This window comes from Flavimobilis rhizosphaerae, from assembly GCF_014852685.1.
In the GTDB taxonomy this organism is placed as follows: Bacteria; Actinomycetota; Actinomycetes; order Actinomycetales; family Cellulomonadaceae; genus Flavimobilis; species Flavimobilis rhizosphaerae.
In genome coordinates this window covers 337,520-355,792 of sequence record NZ_JACZDF010000003.1, presented here as the reverse complement: position 1 = coordinate 355,792, position 18,273 = coordinate 337,520, and the positions used below count along the sequence as shown (strand labels likewise).

16 protein-coding genes are annotated in these 18,273 nt (G+C 69.5%); 11 read left to right on the top strand and 5 right to left on the bottom strand.

Annotated elements, in window-relative coordinates; all coding sequences use genetic code 11:
• Positions 1 to 102 precede the first annotated feature (102 nt).
• The 5 genes from rplI to IGS67_RS07860 all read right to left on the bottom strand — a co-directional run bounded on the left by rplI (position 103) and on the right by IGS67_RS07860 (position 4,385).
• The gene (gene rplI / locus IGS67_RS07880; protein WP_102510776.1) at positions 103 to 552 is read right to left on the bottom strand and encodes a 50S ribosomal protein L9; all 450 of its coding nucleotides are present in this window, start codon (positions 550 to 552) and stop codon (positions 103 to 105) included.
• A gap of 29 nt (positions 553 to 581) precedes the next feature.
• On the bottom strand, positions 582 to 818 hold the full coding sequence (gene rpsR / locus IGS67_RS07875; RefSeq protein WP_102510777.1) for a 30S ribosomal protein S18: 237 nt from the start codon (positions 816 to 818) through the stop codon (positions 582 to 584).
• A gap of 85 nt (positions 819 to 903) precedes the next feature.
• Positions 904 to 1,410, bottom strand: a complete 507-nt coding sequence (locus IGS67_RS07870; RefSeq protein WP_192279419.1) for a single-stranded DNA-binding protein — start codon at positions 1,408 to 1,410, stop codon at positions 904 to 906.
• A gap of 65 nt (positions 1,411 to 1,475) precedes the next feature.
• On the bottom strand, positions 1,476 to 1,823 hold the full coding sequence (gene rpsF, locus IGS67_RS07865) for a 30S ribosomal protein S6 (RefSeq protein WP_235978026.1): 348 nt from the start codon (positions 1,821 to 1,823) through the stop codon (positions 1,476 to 1,478).
• A 189-nt stretch (positions 1,824 to 2,012) separates the two neighbouring features.
• Complete coding sequence (locus IGS67_RS07860) at positions 2,013 to 4,385, bottom strand: penicillin-binding protein (protein WP_192279417.1); 2,373 nt, start codon at positions 4,383 to 4,385, stop codon at positions 2,013 to 2,015.
• Between the two features lie 267 nt (positions 4,386 to 4,652).
• On the opposite strand from IGS67_RS07860, the gene IGS67_RS07855 reads away from it, so the two are divergent.
• From IGS67_RS07855 to IGS67_RS07810, 11 genes are all read left to right on the top strand, one after another.
• On the top strand, positions 4,653 to 5,309 hold the full coding sequence (locus IGS67_RS07855; protein ID WP_192279416.1) for a PadR family transcriptional regulator: 657 nt from the start codon (positions 4,653 to 4,655) through the stop codon (positions 5,307 to 5,309).
• On the top strand, positions 5,306 to 6,400 hold the full coding sequence (locus IGS67_RS07850; protein ID WP_192279415.1) for an inositol-3-phosphate synthase: 1,095 nt from the start codon (positions 5,306 to 5,308) through the stop codon (positions 6,398 to 6,400). Before IGS67_RS07855 ends, IGS67_RS07850 begins: the two co-directional genes overlap by 4 nt.
• Positions 6,401 to 6,492: 92 nt before the next feature.
• The gene (locus IGS67_RS07845) at positions 6,493 to 7,791 is read left to right on the top strand and encodes an MFS transporter (protein ID WP_192279413.1); all 1,299 of its coding nucleotides are present in this window, start codon (positions 6,493 to 6,495) and stop codon (positions 7,789 to 7,791) included.
• A gap of 282 nt (positions 7,792 to 8,073) precedes the next feature.
• Positions 8,074 to 9,804 (top strand): ABC transporter substrate-binding protein, encoded by a 1,731-nt coding sequence (locus tag IGS67_RS07840; protein WP_192279411.1) that lies wholly within the window; start codon positions 8,074 to 8,076, stop codon positions 9,802 to 9,804.
• Positions 9,805 to 9,850: 46 nt separating this feature from the next.
• The gene (locus IGS67_RS07835; RefSeq protein ID WP_192279408.1) at positions 9,851 to 10,846 is read left to right on the top strand and encodes an ABC transporter permease; all 996 of its coding nucleotides are present in this window, start codon (positions 9,851 to 9,853) and stop codon (positions 10,844 to 10,846) included.
• Positions 10,839 to 11,849 carry an ABC transporter permease gene (locus tag IGS67_RS13665; RefSeq protein ID WP_210767140.1) on the top strand — a complete coding sequence of 337 codons (1,011 nt, stop codon included), beginning with the start codon at positions 10,839 to 10,841 and terminating at the stop codon, positions 11,847 to 11,849. Before IGS67_RS07835 ends, IGS67_RS13665 begins: the two co-directional genes overlap by 8 nt.
• Positions 11,850 to 11,852: 3 nt before the next feature.
• A complete protein-coding gene (locus IGS67_RS13660; RefSeq protein ID WP_210767139.1) occupies positions 11,853 to 12,758 on the top strand; it encodes an ABC transporter ATP-binding protein in 906 nt (301 codons plus the stop codon).
• A complete protein-coding gene (locus IGS67_RS07825) occupies positions 12,755 to 13,624 on the top strand; it encodes an ATP-binding cassette domain-containing protein (protein WP_192279406.1) in 870 nt (289 codons plus the stop codon). The genes IGS67_RS13660 and IGS67_RS07825 overlap by 4 nt, the downstream gene beginning before the upstream one ends.
• A complete protein-coding gene (locus tag IGS67_RS07820) occupies positions 13,621 to 15,363 on the top strand; it encodes a beta-N-acetylhexosaminidase (RefSeq protein ID WP_328742011.1) in 1,743 nt (580 codons plus the stop codon). The genes IGS67_RS07825 and IGS67_RS07820 overlap by 4 nt, the downstream gene beginning before the upstream one ends.
• Entirely contained in the window at positions 15,360 to 16,913 is a 1,554-nt protein-coding gene (locus IGS67_RS07815; protein WP_192279404.1) for an N-acyl-D-amino-acid deacylase family protein, read from the top strand. Before IGS67_RS07820 ends, IGS67_RS07815 begins: the two co-directional genes overlap by 4 nt.
• Entirely contained in the window at positions 16,910 to 18,268 is a 1,359-nt protein-coding gene (locus IGS67_RS07810; protein WP_235977980.1) for a type III PLP-dependent enzyme domain-containing protein, read from the top strand. The genes IGS67_RS07815 and IGS67_RS07810 overlap by 4 nt, the downstream gene beginning before the upstream one ends.
• Positions 18,269 to 18,273: the final 5 nt, after the last annotated feature.

The window sequence follows — 18,273 nt, the reverse complement described above, 5'->3', positions numbered from 1 at the left end:
CGCGGCAGGTTGCGGCGCGCCGCGCCGAGCATCCGGGCCCGCCGAAATCACGAGGCCCGGCATCCCTCACGGGATGCCGGGCCTCGCTGGTCAGCGCTGCGCTCAGGCGGCGACGACCTTGATCTTGAGGTTCGCGGCGACCTCGGCGTGCAGACGCACCGACACGGTGTAGTCACCGGTCGACTTGATCGTCTGGCCGACCTCGATCTTGCGACGGTCGAGCTTGGGGCCACCGGCGGCCTCGACGGCCGCGGCGATGTCCGCGGTCGTCACGGCGCCGAAGAGACGGCCACCGTTGCCGGCCTTCGCCGAGACGGTGAACGGCTTGCCCTGGAGCGCGTCGCGCACGGCGCGGGCGTCCTCGAGCGTCGCGATCTCGCGGGCCTTGCGGGCCTTGCGGATCGCGGTGACCTCGGACTCGGCACCCTTCGACCAGGCGGTCGCCAGGCCACGGGGGACGAGGTAGTTGCGCGCGTAACCGTCCTTGACGGTGACGACGTCGCCGGGCTCACCGAGGCCGGAGACCTCGTGCGTGAGGATGAGCTTTGCCATCTTCTGTGACTTCCCTTCGTGGCGCCGGCTCAGCGAGCCGAGGACGAGTAGGGCAGGAGGGCCATCTCACGCGCGTTCTTCACGGCGCGCGCGATCTGACGCTGCTCCTGGACGGAGACACCCGTGACGCGGCGCGCACGGATCTTCCCGCGGTCAGAGATGAACTTGCGCAGGAGCGCGGAGTCCTTGTAGTCGACGACGTCGATCTTCGCGGACTTCAGCGGGTTGGACTTCTTCTTGGGCTTGCGGACAACGGCCTTGGCCATCGTGGGGGCTCCTTGTCAGGTGCTGTCCCTCCGCGCCGCGCGGCGGGCGGAGGGTCGTCGTGTCTGTGTCCCGGGCGGGGGACGGTCAGAACGGGGGCTCGTCGGAGAAGCCGCCGCCGGAGGAGGCGGGACCGGACGTGGCCCACGGGTCGCTCTGCTGCTGGTAGCCACCGCCACCACCACCCTGGGGGGCGCCGCCGAAACCGCCACCACCGCCGCCACCCGAGCGCTGGGCTCGCGTGACCTTGGCGGAGGCGTACCGCAGGGACGGACCGATCTCGTCCACCTGCAGCTCGACGACGGTGCGCTTCTCACCCTCACGGGTCTCGTACGACCGCTGGGTCAGGCGACCCTGAACGATGACGCGCATGCCCTTGGTGAGGGTCTCTGCGACGTTCTCGGCGGCCTCGCGCCAGATCGAGCAGCGGAGGAACAGCGCGTCGCCGTCCTTCCACTCGTTCGTCTGGCGGTCGAAGGTGCGGGGCGTGGAGGCCACCGTGAAGTTGGCCACCGCTGCACCCGAGGGGGTGAAACGGAGCTCCGGGTCCGCGGTGAGGTTTCCCACCACGGTGATGACGGTGTCACCAGCCATTGCCTACTCCTTCGAGATGTACGGGACCCCCCGGCTGCTGCCGGCGGGGGTGGAGCGTTGAGACGTCAGGAAGCGTCGGCCTCGGCAGGGGCCTCGGCAGCGACGGCGGGGGCCGCAGCAGCCTTGGACTCCTCGCGGCGGAGCACCTTCGTGCGCAGGACGACCTCGTTGAGGCCGAGCTGGCGGTCGAGCTCCTTGGCGGTCGCGGGGGACGCGGTGAAGTCGATCACCGCGTAGATGCCCTCGGACTTCTTCTTGATCTCGTAGGCGAGACGACGGCGGCCCCAGATGTCGACCTTGTCGACGGACCCACCCTCGGTCGTGACGACCGTGAGGTACTTGTCGAGCGACGGGGCGACGGTGCGCTCCTCGATCTCGGGATCAAGGATGATCATCAGCTCGTACTGACGCAGGCTCATACCCACCTCCTCTGGACTTGGCGGCCACGGGATTTCCGTGACAGGAGGGTTGTGCGTCTCCCTGCGGCGGGCACGTCCGATGGCGGACGGTCGACGCAGGGCAGGGTGTCAGGGTACCGGAAACGTCGACACCCTCACCAACGGTGTGACTGAACGCTCAGGTGCGGCCCGTCGCCCAGGGCGTCAGCCCTCGCTCGTGGGCGTGGCTGCGGCATCGGTCGGGGTCGGGTCCGGCGTGGGCGTCGCCGGCGGGGCTGGCTCGGTCGTCGGGGCGTCCGTCGGTTCGTCGGTCGGCTCGGGCTCGGGCTCGGGCGGCGGTCCCGACGAGACGACGATGGTGATGCTCGAACCGGGGGGCACCTCGGTGCCCTCGCCGGGCTGGGTCGAGATGACGAGCCCCTTGGGGATGTTGGCGTCCTCGCGGTAGACGACGACGGCCTCGAGCCCCGCGCGCGAGAGCAGCCGGCGTGCGGTCTTCTCCTGGACTCCGACGAGCCCGCCGGGGACGGTCGCCGACGTCGGGGTCGTGGTCTCCTCGGTGGGAGTCTCGGAGGGCTCCTCGCTCGGCGTCGCGGAGGGTGTCGTCGTCGGTCGCTCGGGGACGGCTCGCGCCGGGAAGTCGACGACGGGGACGCCGTCCATGGCCTTCGTCATGAACGAGGTCCAGATGTCGAGGGGGGCGCTGCCGCCGGTGATCTCGCGGTAGCCGCGGAAGGGCGTGATCGTCTCCTGGCTGCCGTTCTCGCCGCTCTGGTAGAGGGCGACGGCGGTGACAACCTGGGGCGTGTAGCCGACGAACCAGGCGGAGCGGTTCTCGTTCGACGTGCCGGTCTTGCCCGCGACGGGCCGCCCGAGCTGCTTCGCCTTGTCGCCCGAGCCGCGCTGGACGACCTGGGTGAGCGCGTAGGTGGCCTCGGTGACGACCTCCTGCTCGATGACCCGCTCGGGCGCCTGCGCGCCGCGGTAGACGTCGGTATCGCCGCCGAGACGACGGACGGACTCGACGATGTAGGGCTCGGCGTGCATGCCGCCGGAGGCGAGCGTGCCGTACGCCTCGGCCATGTCGAGAGGGTGGACGGCGGCGACGCCGAGCACCGAGGACGGCACGTCCTTGAGGTCGGGGGTGTCGGCCGGGATGCCGGCACGGATGGCGACTTCGTTCGTCACCTTGGGCGTGAGCTCGAGGTTGAGTTCGACGAAGGGGGTGTTGACGGAGTGCTCGGTCGCGCGGAGCAGGCTGATGTTGCCCCAGTTCTGGTTCCCGAAGTTCCGCACCGGCTCCTTGACGCCGTCGAACTTGCGTCCGCTGTTGCCGTTGAACCTGTCGTCGAGCGTGCGTCCGGACTCGAGCGCGGCGACGAGCGTGAACGGCTTGAAGGTCGAGCCCGCCTGGGCCCGGTCCTGCGTGACGCGGTTCTGCTGGACCTTCGTGTAGTCCTCGCCGCCGTAGAGGGCGCGGATCGCGCCGGTGCTCGCGTCGAGCGCGACGGCCGCGGCGCGGAGGTTCTTCGAGGAGCCGTCGAGGAGCCCGTCCTTCTGGATGGTCTCCTGGAGCGCGGCCTGGTCCTTGCGGTCGATCGTCGTGATGATCTTCAGGCCGACGGCGCCGATCTCCTCGTCGGTCGTGAGGCCCGCGGCGACGACCTCGCGCCGCACCATGTCGAGGAGGTAGCCCCGGGGGCCGGCGAGGGAGTTGGACCGCTTGACCTCGATGGTCTTGGGCATCTTGAGCTTGTCGGACTCGGCCTGAGTGAGAGTCCCGGTCGTCACCATCGAGCCGCGGACGTAGTCGAAGCGGCGCTCGGCGTCGGCCATGCTCACGCGAGGGTCCCACTTGCTGGGGGACGGGATGACGCCGGCGAGGAGGACGGCCTGCGCGGTCGTGAGGTCCTTGGCGTCGACGCCGAAGTAGGCCTGTGCGGCGGTCTGGATGCCGTAGGCGCCGCGGCCGAAGTAGATGGTGTTGATGTAGCCGGAGAGGATGTCCTCCTTGTCGGCCTGCTGGCCGAGCTTGAGGGAGAGGAGGGCTTCCTTGAGCTTGCCGACGTAGTCGGTGACGGTCTCGTCCCCGAGGTAGCGCTCGGCGTACTGCTGGGTGATCGTCGAGCCGCCTTGGCGCTTGCCTGTCGTGACGTTGATCCACAGGGCGCGAGCCATGCCCTTGAGGTCAACCCCGGCGTTGTCCCAGAAGGTGCGGTCCTCGGCGGCGACGACGGCGTCCTTGACGACGTCGGGGATCTCTTCGGACTCGATGATCTCGCGGTTGTTCTCGACGAACTTGCCCATCTCCGTCGTGCCGTCGGAGTAGTAGACGGTCGTCGTCTGGGCGAGGGCGAACGCTGAGGCCTCGGGGATCTCGGTGCGCGCGTAGGCGGTGACGAGAGCGCCGACGCCGACGGCTCCGACGAAGAGGAAGGAGGTCAGCACGAAGCGCCAGGAGGGCACCCAGCGGTGGATGCGTCCTCGTCCGGCGCGCGGGTAGTTGAACAGACGGCGTCGGCCTGACGTCGGTGCTGCGGTGCGGCTCGCGCTCGCTGCCTTCCTCGTCCCGGTCACGATGGCCCCTTCTTGTTCGTTGGTTCGGCCGTAGGCACCCTATGCGCTGACGCTGGAGGCGTGGGGGTCCGTCGTCCTCCCGACGCCGACTCTGCCCGTGCCTGCCGCGTGTGCTCCGCACGATCTTCACAGGGGACGTGGCATGCGACACGTGTGGCTCCTTGCGGCATCGACCCGCGCGACTTACGCTCGTCGATGTATCGGTGCGATACATCGACGTGCTCCTGAGCCCCAGGGTCACGGGACGACCCACGGAGGAGGTGCAGGGTGCGCGCACGGTCGGAGGTCCTCGAGACCGCGATCCTCGGCATCCTCGCGGACTCTCCCCTCCACGGGTATGAGCTGCGCAAGCGGCTCAACATGGTGCTCGGATCGTTCCGCGCACTCTCCTACGGCTCCCTCTACCCGGCGTTGCGCTCGCTCGAGCAGCGCACGCTCATCGCCGGGACCGAGACCAAGGACGCTCCTCCCCAGCACGCGCTCTCCGGACGCCGCTCGCGCATCGTGTACGAGCTCACGGCGCACGGCAAGGAGCACCTGCAGGGACTTCTCTCCTCGTCGGGCCCCGCGGCCTGGGAGGACGAGAGCTTCGACGTGCGGTTCGCCCTCTTCGGGAAGACCGACGCCGAGACCCGCCTGCGCATCCTCGAAGGACGTCGCACGCGGCTCGCCGAACGCCTGGAGATGGTGCGCGAGAGCGCGAACCGGACCCGCGAGCGTCTCGACGAGTACACGCTCGAGCTTCAGCGGCACGGCCTCGAACAGGTCGAGCACGAGGTCGCCTGGCTTGACGAGCTCATCGACACCGAGCGCGGGCGTGCCCGTGCTCCGCGGTCCGAGGCGCGACGCGCTCCGGGCAGCACCACGCAGAACGAAGCCGAGGGCGACCCGCGTCCCGGCACGACCATCAAGGAGCGAGGATGACCTCCATCCGCGTCGCCATCGTCGGCGTCGGCAACTGTGCCGCGTCGCTCGTCCAGGGCGTCCATTACTACCGCGACACCCCGGCCGACCAGAAGGTCCCCGGCCTCATGCACGTCCAGATGGGCGACTACCACGTCAAGGACATCGAGTTCGTCATGGCTCTCGACGTCGACGCGAAGAAGGTCGGCTTCGACCTCTCGGAGGCGATCCTCGCCTCCGAGAACAACACCATCAAGATCGCCGACGTCCCGCCGCTCGGCGTGACGGTCCAGCGCGGCCACACCCTCGACGGGATCGGCAAGTACTACGCCGAGACGATCGAGGAGTCTGACGCCGAGCCCGTCGACGTCGTCCAGCAGCTCAAGGACAACAAGGTCGACGTCCTCATCTGCTACCTCCCCGTCGGCTCGGAGAAGGCTGCGAAGTTCTACGCGCAGGCTGCGATCGACGCGAACGTCGCGTTCGTCAACGCGCTCCCCGTCTTCATCGCGTCGGACCCGGAGTGGGCCGCGAAGTTCGAGGACGCGGGCGTGCCGATCGTCGGCGACGACATCAAGTCGCAGGTCGGAGCGACCATCACGCACCGCGTGCTCGCACGGCTCTTCGAGGACCGCGGCGTCATTCTCGACCGGACGTACCAGCTCAACGTCGGCGGCAACATGGACTTCAAGAACATGCTCGAGCGTGAGCGACTGGAGTCCAAGAAGATCTCCAAGACGCAGGCCGTGACGTCCAACCTCGAGGACGGCCCGCTGTCCGGCAAGAAGGAGGACCGCAACGTCCACATCGGCCCGTCGGACTACGTCGCGTGGCTCGACGACCGCAAGTGGGCGTACGTGCGCCTCGAGGGTCGCGCGTTCGGCGAGGTCCCCCTCAACCTCGAGTACAAGCTCGAGGTCTGGGACTCCCCGAACTCGGCCGGCATCATCATCGACGCGCTCCGCGCGGCGAAGATCGCCAAGGACCGTGGCGTCGGCGGCCCGATCCACGCTGCGTCGACGTACTTCATGAAGTCGCCGCCGCTGCAGATGGAGGACGGCGTCGGCCGTGCCCGTCTTGAGGCGTTCCTCGCGGGCGAGATCGAGCGCTGACCGCCCTCAGCGACGAGCACCGACGGGAGAGCCCCCGCGCCGTACAGCGCGGGGGCTCTCCCGTTCCCGCAGGTGAGCGATACCGTGATCCGGTGCGCGTTCTTGCCGAGCTCCGGACACTCCTGCGGATCCGCGACTTCCGACGCCTCTTCGCGATCCGGGTCGTGAGCCAGTCCGCCGACGGCATGTTCCAGGCAGGGCTTGCGACGCTCTTCTTCTTCTCGCCCGAGCGCGCGTCGAGTGCGGGCCAGGTCGCGATCGCCTTCGCGGTGCTCCTCGCGCCGTTCACGATCGTGGGGCCGTGGGCCGGGGTGTTCCTCGACCGGTGGCGCCGTCGCCAGGTGCTGCTCGTCGCCAACCTCCTCCGGGCGGCGCTCTCGCTCGTCATCGGCGGGCTCATGCTCGCGACCCCGGTCGGCGAGGACCTCGGCGTGGGCATCTACGTGCTCGCGCTCGTCAACCTGTCGCTCAACCGCTTCCTGCTCTCGGCATTGTCGGCGGGACTGCCGCGCATCGTCGAAGGACCGCTGCTGCTCACAGCGAACTCGTTGCTGCCGACGCTCGGCGCTGTCTCGGCGGGCGTGGGCGCGGGACTCGGGCTGCTCCTCGGGCTCGTCGCACCGTCGGGACGGGTCAAGGATGCGGCGGCGGTCGTCGTCGCGGCGCTGCTCATGGCGGGCGCGTCGGCGCTCGCGCTGCGGCTCGCGAAGGACCGGCTGGGTCCGGAGGAGCCGGACCGGACGCCCGTGCGCGAGGCGTTCGGCGTCATGGCGCGGGACCTTCTCGCGGGCGCCCGCTACCTTGTGCGGCGCGGTACGCCGGGGCAGGCGCTCGTCGTCATGTCGCTGCACCGGTTCCTCTTCGGCATGACGATGGTCTACGGGATCCTTCTCGCAAAGAACTACCTCGCACCGCCGTCGGACTCCTCGGGCGGCCTTGCGGTGTTCGCGCAGGTCGGTGCCGCGACGGGACTGGGTTTCGCGGCGGCCGTCGTCCTCTCGCCGACGGTGGGGGCGCGGCTCGGCCAGCGCCGCTGGATCCTCGTCTGCCTGGGGCTGGGCGCGTTCGCGCAAGGGGCCCTTGCGGTGCACGTGTCGTTGCCGATGATGCTCGTCGCGGGGGCGGCGCTCGGCCTGTCGTCGCAGGGGGCGAAGATCGCGGTCGACACGATCGTCCAGCGGGACACGGCGGACGACTTCCGGGGGCGGGCGTTCGCGCTCTACGACGTCCTCTACAACACGGGGCTCGTGGGTGCAGCGGCGCTCGCCGCGGTCGCGCTGCCCGACGATGGCTACTCGCGGCCTCTGTACGCGGTGCTCGCGGTGACGTACGTCGTCGTCGCGTCCGTCTATGGCTTGCGAGGGGCTCGCGCTCCCCGTCCGACGCCTTGACGCGGTGCGACTGCTGCGCTCCACACCACGGAATGGACACGGCCTCATGGGGCCTCAAGTCCTGGGATGACCATCGCACCCCCCTGAGTTTGCGCTTTACGTACACTGCGAGTTCAGAAGTCAGCGAAAGTTTGTCAGGCTGGCTACCTAACTTAGTCTCGACTTGGTAACGACTGTGTCGCACGCCACCCGACCTAAGTAAGTGTTCCTTACTATGGCTGCAGCCCTCCTGACGGAGGCCCGTTGGCGCAATGATGCGTCATTGAGCGAAAGGGACGACGAATGTTCCGCACTACCCGCAAGCGCATGCTCCCCGTGGTGGCTCTCACGGCAAGCATCGCGATGCTCGCCGCAGCATGCTCGGACAGCACCGACCCCAAGGACAACCCGAAGCCGGGTGGCTCCGCGGCTCCGACGTCCGACGGCCCGGCCGAGAAGGTCGACCGCCCCCTCGTCGTGTTCGCCGGCTCGCAGTCGCCGATCACGCCGAACTTCAACCCCTACGCGCCGACCGTGCTCCACGGCGCGCTCGGCCCCATCTACGAGACGCTGTTCCACTACAACAAGACGAAGGCCGTCGACCCCGAGCCCATGCTCGGCGAGTCCTTCGAGTTCAATGAGGACGGCACGGAACTGACGATCAAGCTCCGCGCGGGCGTCAAGTGGAACGACGGCAAGGACTTCACCGCCGACGACGTCGTCTTCTCCTTCACGAACGTCGCCAAGGCCGCGTACATCGAGTCTGCCGAGGCCGTCGACGCCACGACCGTCAAGCTGAAGTTCAACGCGCCCTCGTTCACCAACGAGTGGGCCGTCCTCGGCGCGAGCTTCATGGTCCCCAAGCACGTCTTCGGCGAGTTCACATCGCTTGACAAGCTCGTGGCCTTCGCGAACGACAAGGCGCCCGTCGGCACCGGGCCGTTCGTCCTCGAGGCAGCGACCTCCGCGTCGTACACGCTCAAGGCCAACCCCAACTACTGGCAGGAAGGCAAGCCGGCGCTCCAGGAGGTCCAGTACCTCGCGATCGACGGCAACAGCTCGGCCCAGGCCATGATGCAGGCCGGCGAGATCGACTACATGTCGCTCTTCGTGCCGAACCCCGAGTCGATCACCGGCACCGGTGACGTCGCGATGGTCAACACCCCGATGGACCCGACCGTCCTCTACACCTGCGCCAACGCCGATCTCGGCTGCAAGGGTGCGCAGACGGACGTGGCCGTGCGCAACGCGCTCAGCCTCGCGCTCGACCGCGCGACGATCAACGAGAAGGCGTTCGTCGGCCTCGCCGGCACCATCTCGCCCACGTTCGCGCTCCTCGGCCGTGACGACAAGTGGATCGCCGACGGCATGCCCAAGGAGATCGCGCAGCAGGCCAACGTCGCGGAGGCCGAGAAGGTCCTCACCGACGCGGGCTACGCCAAGGGCTCGGACGGAATCTTCGCCAAGGACGGCCAGAAGGTCTCCATGACCCTCAAGGTCATCTCCGACTGGTCGGACTACGTCTCCGCGACGGAGCTCATCGCGTCGCAGGCCAAGGCCGCGGGCATCGAGGTCAAGGTCGAGACGACCGACTGGGACGGCTTCTCCAACGCCCGCCTCTCCGGCGACTACGAGCTCATCATCGGCGGCATGGTGGGCACCTCTCTCGCCGACCCGTTCCAGCTCTACCGCGACTGGTTCACCGGTGACTACACCCAGAAGGTCGGCACGAACCTCGAGCCCGGCGAGTGGAACATGACCCGCTACTCCAACAAGATCGTCGACGAGGCGATCCAGACGGCCGCTGGCACGCGTGACGAGGCCGTGAAGAAGGAGGCGTACGGCAAGGTCCAGGCTGAGATCGTGCGCGACCTCCCGTACATCCCGCTCATCATCAACGCGACGCAGTCGTTCTTCAACACGGTCGACTACAGCAACTGGCCGACCGAGGACAACATGTTCGCGTTCCCGTCCTCGTGGGGCTCCGTCTCCTCGGGCATCGTGCTCGGCAACGTGCAGGGCCCCAAGAAGTGACACCTGAGCCGAAGAGGAGCTGGATCGAAGTGAGGATGGCAGCACGATGAAGTTCTACGTCAGAAGGATCACCTTCTACCTGGTGACCCTCTGGGCCGCGATCAGCCTCAACTTCTTCATCCCCAAGCTGATGCCCGGCAATCCCGCGGACATCTTCCGGGAGAACCTGCTCCGCCAGGGTGGCGAGATCACCCCGGCCATGGAGCAGACGATCCAGCTCCTCTTCGGCTCACCCGACGACTCCCTCTGGGAGCAGTACACCCGGTACTGGTCGAACCTCCTGCAGTGGGACCTCGGGGTCTCCACCACGAAGTACCCCACCCCCGTGACCGAGCTCCTCGCCGAGGCGCTCCCCTGGACCCTCGTCCTCGTCGGCACGGCGACCGTCATCGCGTTCGTCCTGGGCGTCGGCCTCGGCGCCTGGGCCGGCTGGAAGCGCGGCACCTGGGTGGACAGCCTCATCCCGGGCTCGGCGCTCCTCCAGTCGATCCCCTACTTCTGGCTCGCGCTCGTCCTCGTCGCGGTCTTCTCCGTGAACCTCGGCTGGTTCCCCATCATCGGCGGGTACTCCGCCCGTGAGTTCCGGGCGGGCCCGGAGATGTCCTGGGCCTTCGTCTCGAACGCCGCGTTCCATGCGATCCTCCCCGCCGCGACGATCGTCATCTCGTCCGTCGGCGGCTGGCTCATCGGCATGCGCAACATGATGGTCGCGACGCTCTCTGAGGACTACGTGACGACGGCTGAGGCCAAGGGGCTCAAGCCCTCCCGCGTCTTCCTCACGTACGCGACGCGTAATGCCTCGCTCCCCTCGCTCGCAGGCTTCACGATCACCCTCGGGTTCGTCGTCGCCGGCTCGATCGTCATGGAGCAGGTGTTCTCCTACCCCGGTATCGGCAAGCTCATGATCACCGCGGTCACGCAGAAGGACTTCGCCCTCATGCAGGGCGTCTTCCTGGTCATCACGCTCACGGTCCTCGCGGCCAACTTCGTGATGGACATCTTCTACGGACTCATCGACCCGAGGGCGCGCCAGAATGTCTGACATCGATCTCACCCCGTCCGCCGGCGCCGACGTCGGCTCGCCCGCGACCGAGGCCGCCAGGCCCACCCTGTCCGGTCCTCCGCAGCGCGGCGGCGTCAAGGCCTTCCTGCCCCGCCTCACCGGCAAGCTTGCCGTGGGACTCTTCCTCACGATTGGCATCTCGCTCTTCGCGATCATCGCGCCGTACGTCACCCAGGACCCGCGCAACTACGACTCCGACCGGTTCCTCCCTCCGAGCGGTGCGCATCTCCTTGGCACGAACAACCTCGGCGCCGACGTCCTCGCGCAGCTTGCGGAGGGTGCTGCGGGGTCGCTCATGGTCGGTCTCGTCACCGGCGGTATCGCGATCTTTCTCTCCCTGGTCTTCGGCATCATCGCCGGGTACATCGGTGGGTGGACCGACGAGGTCCTCTCGCTCATCACGAGCATCATGCTCGTCATCCCCGGCCTGCCGCTCATCATCGTCATCGCCGCCTACCTCGAGAGCCGCTCGCTCATCGTCATCGCGATCATCCTCGGTCTCACGAGCTGGGCGGGGCCGGCGATCGTCCTGAGGACGCAGGCCCGGTCGCTGCGCAACCGCGACTACGTCGCCGCCGCCCGTGTCGCGGGCGAGCGCCCGCACCGCATCATCCTTGTTGAGATCCTCCCGAACCTCCTGCCGCTCCTCGCCGCCCAGTTCCTCGGGGCGTTCATCGCCGCCATCCTCGCGGAAGCCGGCCTCTCGTTCCTCGGTCTCGGCCCGTCCGGCTCTCTCACGTGGGGCGTCATGCTCAACCAGGCGATGGCCCACAACGCGTTCCAGGTCGGTGCCTGGTGGTGGTTCGTCCCGCCGGGCCTCCTCATCGCACTCTTCGGCTGCGGCCTGTCGCTCATCAACTTCTCGATCGACGAGATCATCAACCCCAAGCTCCGCAACGCTCCGGCCGCCGTCAAGAGCGTCCGCAAGGCGCGCAAGGCCGGCGCCGAGGTCGCGTCCTCCGCCACCCCGAAGGAGGCCTGAGACATGACCATCACCGCACCGCTGAGCTCCGCCGAGCACGCCGCCTACCTGGCGCAGCAGACCCCCGTCCTCACGGCGACCAACGTCTCTGTCACCTACGAGGTCAAGCCACCCGTCGAGGCCGTCAAGCACGTCTCGCTCACTCTCAACCGTGGGGAGATCCTCGGCCTCGCCGGCGAGTCCGGCTGCGGCAAGACGACGCTCGCGTACGGGCTCAACCGGCTGCTCAAGCCGCCGGCCCTCCTCACGAGCGGCTCCGTGACGTTCCACGACGAGAGCGGCGAGGACATCGACGTCGTCGCTCTCGGCGACAAGCAGCTGCGCGCCTTCCGGTGGGACAAGGTGTCCATGGTCTTCCAGGGCGCCATGAACTCGCTCAACCCGGTGATCTCGATCCGCGCGCAGCTCCACGACATCTTCACGACGCACCGTCCGGCGATGTCGCGCAAGGAGAAGGAGGAACGTTCGGCCGAGCTGCTCCAGCTCGTCGGCGTCGACCCGAACCGTCTCGGTTCCTTCGCGCACGAGCTCTCGGGCGGGATGCGCCAGCGCGTGATGATCGCCATGGCACTCGCCCTCAGCCCGCAGGTCATGATCATGGATGAGCCGACGACGGCCCTCGACGTCGTCGTCCAGCGCGGCATCCTCCGCGAGATCATGCGCCTGCGCGAGCGGTTCAACTTCGCCGTCGTCTTCATCACGCACGACCTCCCGCTGCTCCTGGAGATCTCGGACCGCATCGCCGTCATGCGCGCCGGCGAGATCGTCGAGCTCGATACCGCGGAGAACATCCTCAACGCACCCCAGCACGAGTACACGAAGAAGCTCCTCGGATCCTTCCCGAGCCTCTTCGGAGAGCGCGGCGACTTCGTCCGCACCGGCATCACCGAGACGGAGGTGGGCAAGTGACCGGCAGCCTCGAGGTCCGTGACCTCACGAAGGACTTCAAGATCCGTAAGGGTCTCAAGAGCTCCCACCTGCGCGCGGCCGACAGCGTGAGCTTCACGCTCGAGCCCGGCAAGACCATCGCCCTCGTCGGCGAGTCCGGCTCGGGCAAGTCGACCGTCGCACGCATGATCGCCAAGCTCGAGACGCCGACGTCGGGGCAGATCCTGCTCGATGGCGAGGATTCCGCGACGCACGGCCGCGGCCTGCGCGAGTACCGGAACAACGTGCAGATGGTCTTCCAGGACCCCTTCGCGTCGCTCAACCCGTTCCACTCGATCGCCCACCACCTCGAGCGTCCGCTCCGGATCCACGGGCAGGCGAAGACCTCGGACGAGCTCCGGGCAAAGACCCTCGAGCTCCTCGAGCGCGTCAACCTCCTCCCTGCGGAGAGCTACGCCGAGCGTCGTCCGCACGAGCTCTCGGGCGGCCAGCGTCAGCGTGTCGCGATCGCCCGCGCGCTCGCCCCGGGCGCGCGCTTCCTCATCGCCGACGAGCCGGTCTCGATGCTCGACGTCTCGATCCGTCTCGGTGTCCTCAACCTCCTCGCGCGTCTGCAGCGCGAGGAGAACCTCGGGGTCCTCTACATCACGCACGACCTCGCGACGGCGCGTCACTTCTCGGACGAGATCCTCGTGATGTTCCGTGGCAAGGTCGTCGAGCGAGGTCCGTCGGACGAGGTCATCCTCAACCCGCAGCACGACTACACGAAGCTGCTCCTCTCCGCTGCTCCCGAGCCGACCAACCAGGGCAAGCTCCGTCGCGAGGTCCGCGAGGAGCTTGCGAGCGGCGTCGGCCCCGGTGACCGTTTCGGCACCAGCGGCCTGTGACCGGCTCCGCGGCGTCACGTCGCCCGCTCCCCCTCCCGCGATCTGTCGCCGCGGGTCAGGGGACCGTCGCCCTCCACGACGGTGCGCGGATGCGTGTCGCTCCTCAGCTCCGTCCGGCAGCCCGCGCCTGGGCCCGTGACGCCGCGGAAGCCCACGGGGTCGACCTTGTCCTCTCGGAGGAGGTCGACGCTCCCGTGACACTCCTGCTCGATCCCGTCCTCCCCGCGGGCGGGTACACGATCTCGACGCGTCGCACCGGCACGCGCGTCGAGATCGCCGCGGGAGACCTCGACGGCGCCTTCGCGGCCGTCCAGACCGTGCGCCAGCTCGCAGGGCCCGACGGGTTCCGGCGCGGCCCCGTCCGAAACATCGGCCGGATCGAGCTTCCCGTCGTGTCGATCGAGGACGCCCCCCGCTTCGCGTGGCGCGGCATCCTGCTCGACGTCGCCCGGCACTTCCTGCCGAAGTCTGACGTCCTGCGGTTCATCGACCTCGCGGCGGCCCACCACCTCAACGTCCTCCACCTCCATCTCACGGACGACCAGGGCTGGCGCGTCGAGATCGACGCGTTCCCCCGGCTCACCGAGGTGGGCTCGTGGCGTCCGACGACGCAGGTCGGCTCGTGGCGCTTCCCCAACCTCGACGGCCGCCCGCACGGCGGCTTCTACACGAAGGACGACCTGCGCGAGATCGTCGCGTACGCGCGTTCCCGTGGCGTCGAGGTCATGCCCGAGATCGACGTGCCGGGGCACGTCGAGGCCGCGATCGCGTCCTACCCGGAGCTCGGGGTGTCGAAGCAGCCGCACGAGGTCCGCACGACGTGGGGCATCTCGACGCAGGTCCTCGACCCGTCGGAGGCGAGCCTCGACTTCTTCCGCACCGTCGTCGACGAACTTGTCGAGGTCTTCGACGGCCCGTGGTTCGGCATCGGCGGCGACGAGGTGCCCCCGCACCTGTGGCAGGACGCTCCGCACGTCGTCGCGCAGGCGGAGGCGCTCGGCCTCGGCTCGGTCGCGGAGCTCCACGGATGGTTCCTCGGTCGTCTGGCGGAGCACGTCCTCGCGCGCGGGCGCCGTCCCGTCGTCTGGGACGAAGGCGTGACCGAGCACCTGCCGCAGCAGGCGATCGTCACGTCATGGCGCGGCTTCGCCGCGGGAGTGCGGGCGACGCAGGCGGGGCACGACGTCGTCATGGCGCCCGAGCAGGTCGTCTATCTCGACCACCGCGCGGCTGAGGGCGATGCGGAACCCGTCCCTGTCGGGTTCGCGCGCACGGTCGAGGACGTCTACGCGTTCGAACCGCTGCCGGCCGACGTCCTCGCACTCACCGGTCCTGTGGGTCCTGGCCGTGTCCTGGGCGTCCAGGCGTGCCTGTGGTCCGAGTACCTCCACGACGCGCGGCGCCGCGACTACGCGACCTTCCCTCGTCTTGCTGCGTTCGCTGAGGTCGCGTGGTCGCCCGAGGTGGATCGGTCGCTCGGCTCCGCGGCGCAGGAGGAGTTCCGTGCCCGGCTCGTCGATGCTCATCTGCCACGCCTGGCGGCGGCGGGTGTCGAGTTCCGCCCGCTCGACGGTCCGCTGCCCTGGCAGCAGCTTCCGGGGCTGCCGGGCTGGCCGATCGACCTTGCAGCGACGCTCGCGGCCGCGGGTCCCGAGGGACACGTCGGCGGCTGGCACGAGGGGAACGAGCACGGCGACGCCGGTGTCGCCGCCACCCCCCCGGACGGGACCGGGTCGTGATCGTCAGCGGTGCCGTGCTCCCGCTCGGATCGACGCTCTCAGACCCGGTCGACATCCACGTGACGGACGACGTCGTCTCGGCCATCGTGCCCGCCGGCCGTGCGGTCGACGGTGCGTCGGGGCCCGTCGTCGACGCTGCGGGTCGCGTCGTATTGCCTGGGTTCGTCGACGCTCACTCGCACGCGGAGTCGGCGGTCTTCGACCCGGAGGTCCAGACGGCGCTGCTGCGCCAGGGTGTGACGACCGTCGTCCTCGGGCTCGACGGCGTCTCCTACGCGCCGGACCCGGACGGTCGCGGCTGGGCCAACGAGTACTTCGCCGGGATCCTCGGTGCGCACCCGACGTTCCGCGGCGGGTCGGTCGCAGACCTCCTCGCGACGTACGAGGGCACGGTTCCGGTCAACGTCGCCTATCTCGCGCCGCACGGCACGATCCGGCACGCCGTGCTCGGCGCGTCGGACGTGCCCGCCGACGCCGTCGCGCGTGAGCGCATCGTCGCGCTGCTCGCCGAGGCGCTCGACGACGGTGCGGTGGGCCTGTCGACGGGCCTCGAGTACGTGCCGGCCGCGCACGCGGATCGCGCCGAGCTCGAGGCGATCCTCACGGAGGTCGCGCGCCGTGACCTCGTCCACGCGAGCCACATGCGCGGCTACGAGGAGCACGCGGCCCGAGCCCTCGGCGAGCTCGCGGACCTCGCGCTCGCGACCGGTGCTCGCACCCACGTCTCCCACCTCCACGGGCCTGCGGGCGAGATCCTCGGGGCGCTCTCCGCCGCCGAGGCGCGCGGTGTGCGGATGACGTACGACTCCTACCCGTTCCTCCGCGGCTGCTCGATCCTCTCGATGGTCGCCCTGCCGACGTGGCTGCCGCTCGCCGACGGTGCGGCGACCAGGGCTGCGCTCGCTGACCCTGTGACCGCGGCTCGCGTCGCGGCGCACCTCGGAAGCCTTGACGAGCTCTGGCCCCGCGTGACCCTCGCGTCCGTCCCCGGCGAGCTCGCCTGGGCCGAGGGTCTGCCGCTGCTTGAGGTCGCGGCACGCCTCGAGACGTCGCCCTCTGACGCGGCGCTCCGCGTGCTCGTCGCCTCCGACCTCCGGGTGACGTGCATCTTCCAGCAGCCACCGACCGGCACGGAGTCGTCGCTCACCGCGCTCGCCGCGCACGGTGGTCACACGGTCGGCTCGGACGCGATCTTCCCCGGGTCGCGGCCGCACCCCCGCGGCTGGGCGACGTTCAGCGCGACGCTCGAACGCATGCTCGCCCCGGCCGGTCCCTGGACATGGGCGGACGCGGCCGAGCACCTCGCGGGCCGTGCCGCACGCGTGCACTCGCTCGGACGCGGCACGCTCGGCGTCGGCGCTATCGCGGACCTCGTGCTCGTCGACCCGCTGCGTCTCGCCACGAGGGCGACGTACGACGACCCGAGACTCCCTGCGGACGGCATCGACGACGTCGTCGTCGCCGGCGTGCAGGTGCTCACCGACGGACGGCTCTCGGGAGCCACGCCAGGGCGCGCGTTGCGCCCCCAGAGGGAAGGTGGTCGACGATGACGACGACCATGACGAGGGCGGGGACCGTGCTGGGGCCGTGGTCGAAGGGGCTGCGTCTCGACGTGCCGACGCCGATCGACGAGCTGCGCGCGCACCTCGCGGTGATGCGGCCGTCGCTCGACGACGACCTCTTCTCGTGGCCGCTCCTCACGATCGACGTCGAGGCGCTCGACCACAACGTCGCGGCGATGGCGCAGGTCGCCGCGACGTGCGGAGTCCTCCACGCGCCGCACGCGAAGACCCACATGTCCCCGCAGCTCGCGGAGCGTCAGCTCGCTGCGGGCGCCTGGGGCATCACGGTCGCCGACGGTGCACAGCTGCGGGCCGTGCTCGCCTGGGAGCTTCCCGCGCTTCGCCGCGTCGTCGTCGCCAACGAGATGCTCGACGACCGTGACCTCCGCTGGCTGTGCCACGAGCTCGCTCGACGCGCTGCAGAGGGTCGCCCGGTCGAGGTGCTCGTCCAGGTCGACTCGGCGCGGGGGCTCGAGGTCTTCGCGGGGGTGCTCTCGTCGATCCCGGGTGCGCTCGAGGACGACGCCCCCGTGCCGGGCGTGCTCGTCGAGCTGGGTGCGAACGGTGGTCGCGCCGGAGCGCGAAGCCTCCAGGAGGCCGAGGCGCTCGGTCGTCTCGCGCACGCGCAGCGGGTGCGGGTGCGGGGAGTGAGCGGCTACGAGGGTTCGGTCGCGCGCGGTCAGGACGACGCGGCGCTCGCCACGGTCCGTCGGTTCGTCGCGGACCTGCGGGAGCTCGCGGGGCGGCTCGTCGCGGGTGGCGTCGTCACGCTCACCTCGCCGGGGCTGCACGACGTCGAGCCGACGGTCGTCGTCTCGGCCGGGGGCAGCGCGTACCTCGACGTCGTGCTCGACGCCCTTCCGGGAGGGATCGTCCCGCCCGGACATCGCACGGCGGTCGACGTCCTGCCAGTCGTCCGGGCAGGCGCTTATCTCACGCACGACGACGGCCTCCTCGTGAGGGCCGACCCGTGGCGCCGCATGCCGGCCGCGTGGGACGTGTCCGCACCCCGTCCCGCCCTGCGGGTCCGCGCGCAGGTCCTCTCGAACCCCGAGCAGGGACTCGCGGTCCTCGGGGCCGGACGTCGGCACCTTCCGTACGACATCGACCTGCCGGTCGTCCTCGACGCCGTCGGGTGGGAGGTCGTCAAGATTGACGACCAGCACGCGTACCTCCGGCACACGGCCGCGTCCCCGAACCAGCCCGTGCCCACGTCGTTCCAGCCCGGGGAGGTCGTCACGCTCGGCATCTCCCACCCGTGCACCGCGTTCGACAAGTGGCGCACGGTCGTCGTCGTCGATGACGTCGGCCGAGCCGTCGACATCGTCGAGACCCAGCTCTGACGTGC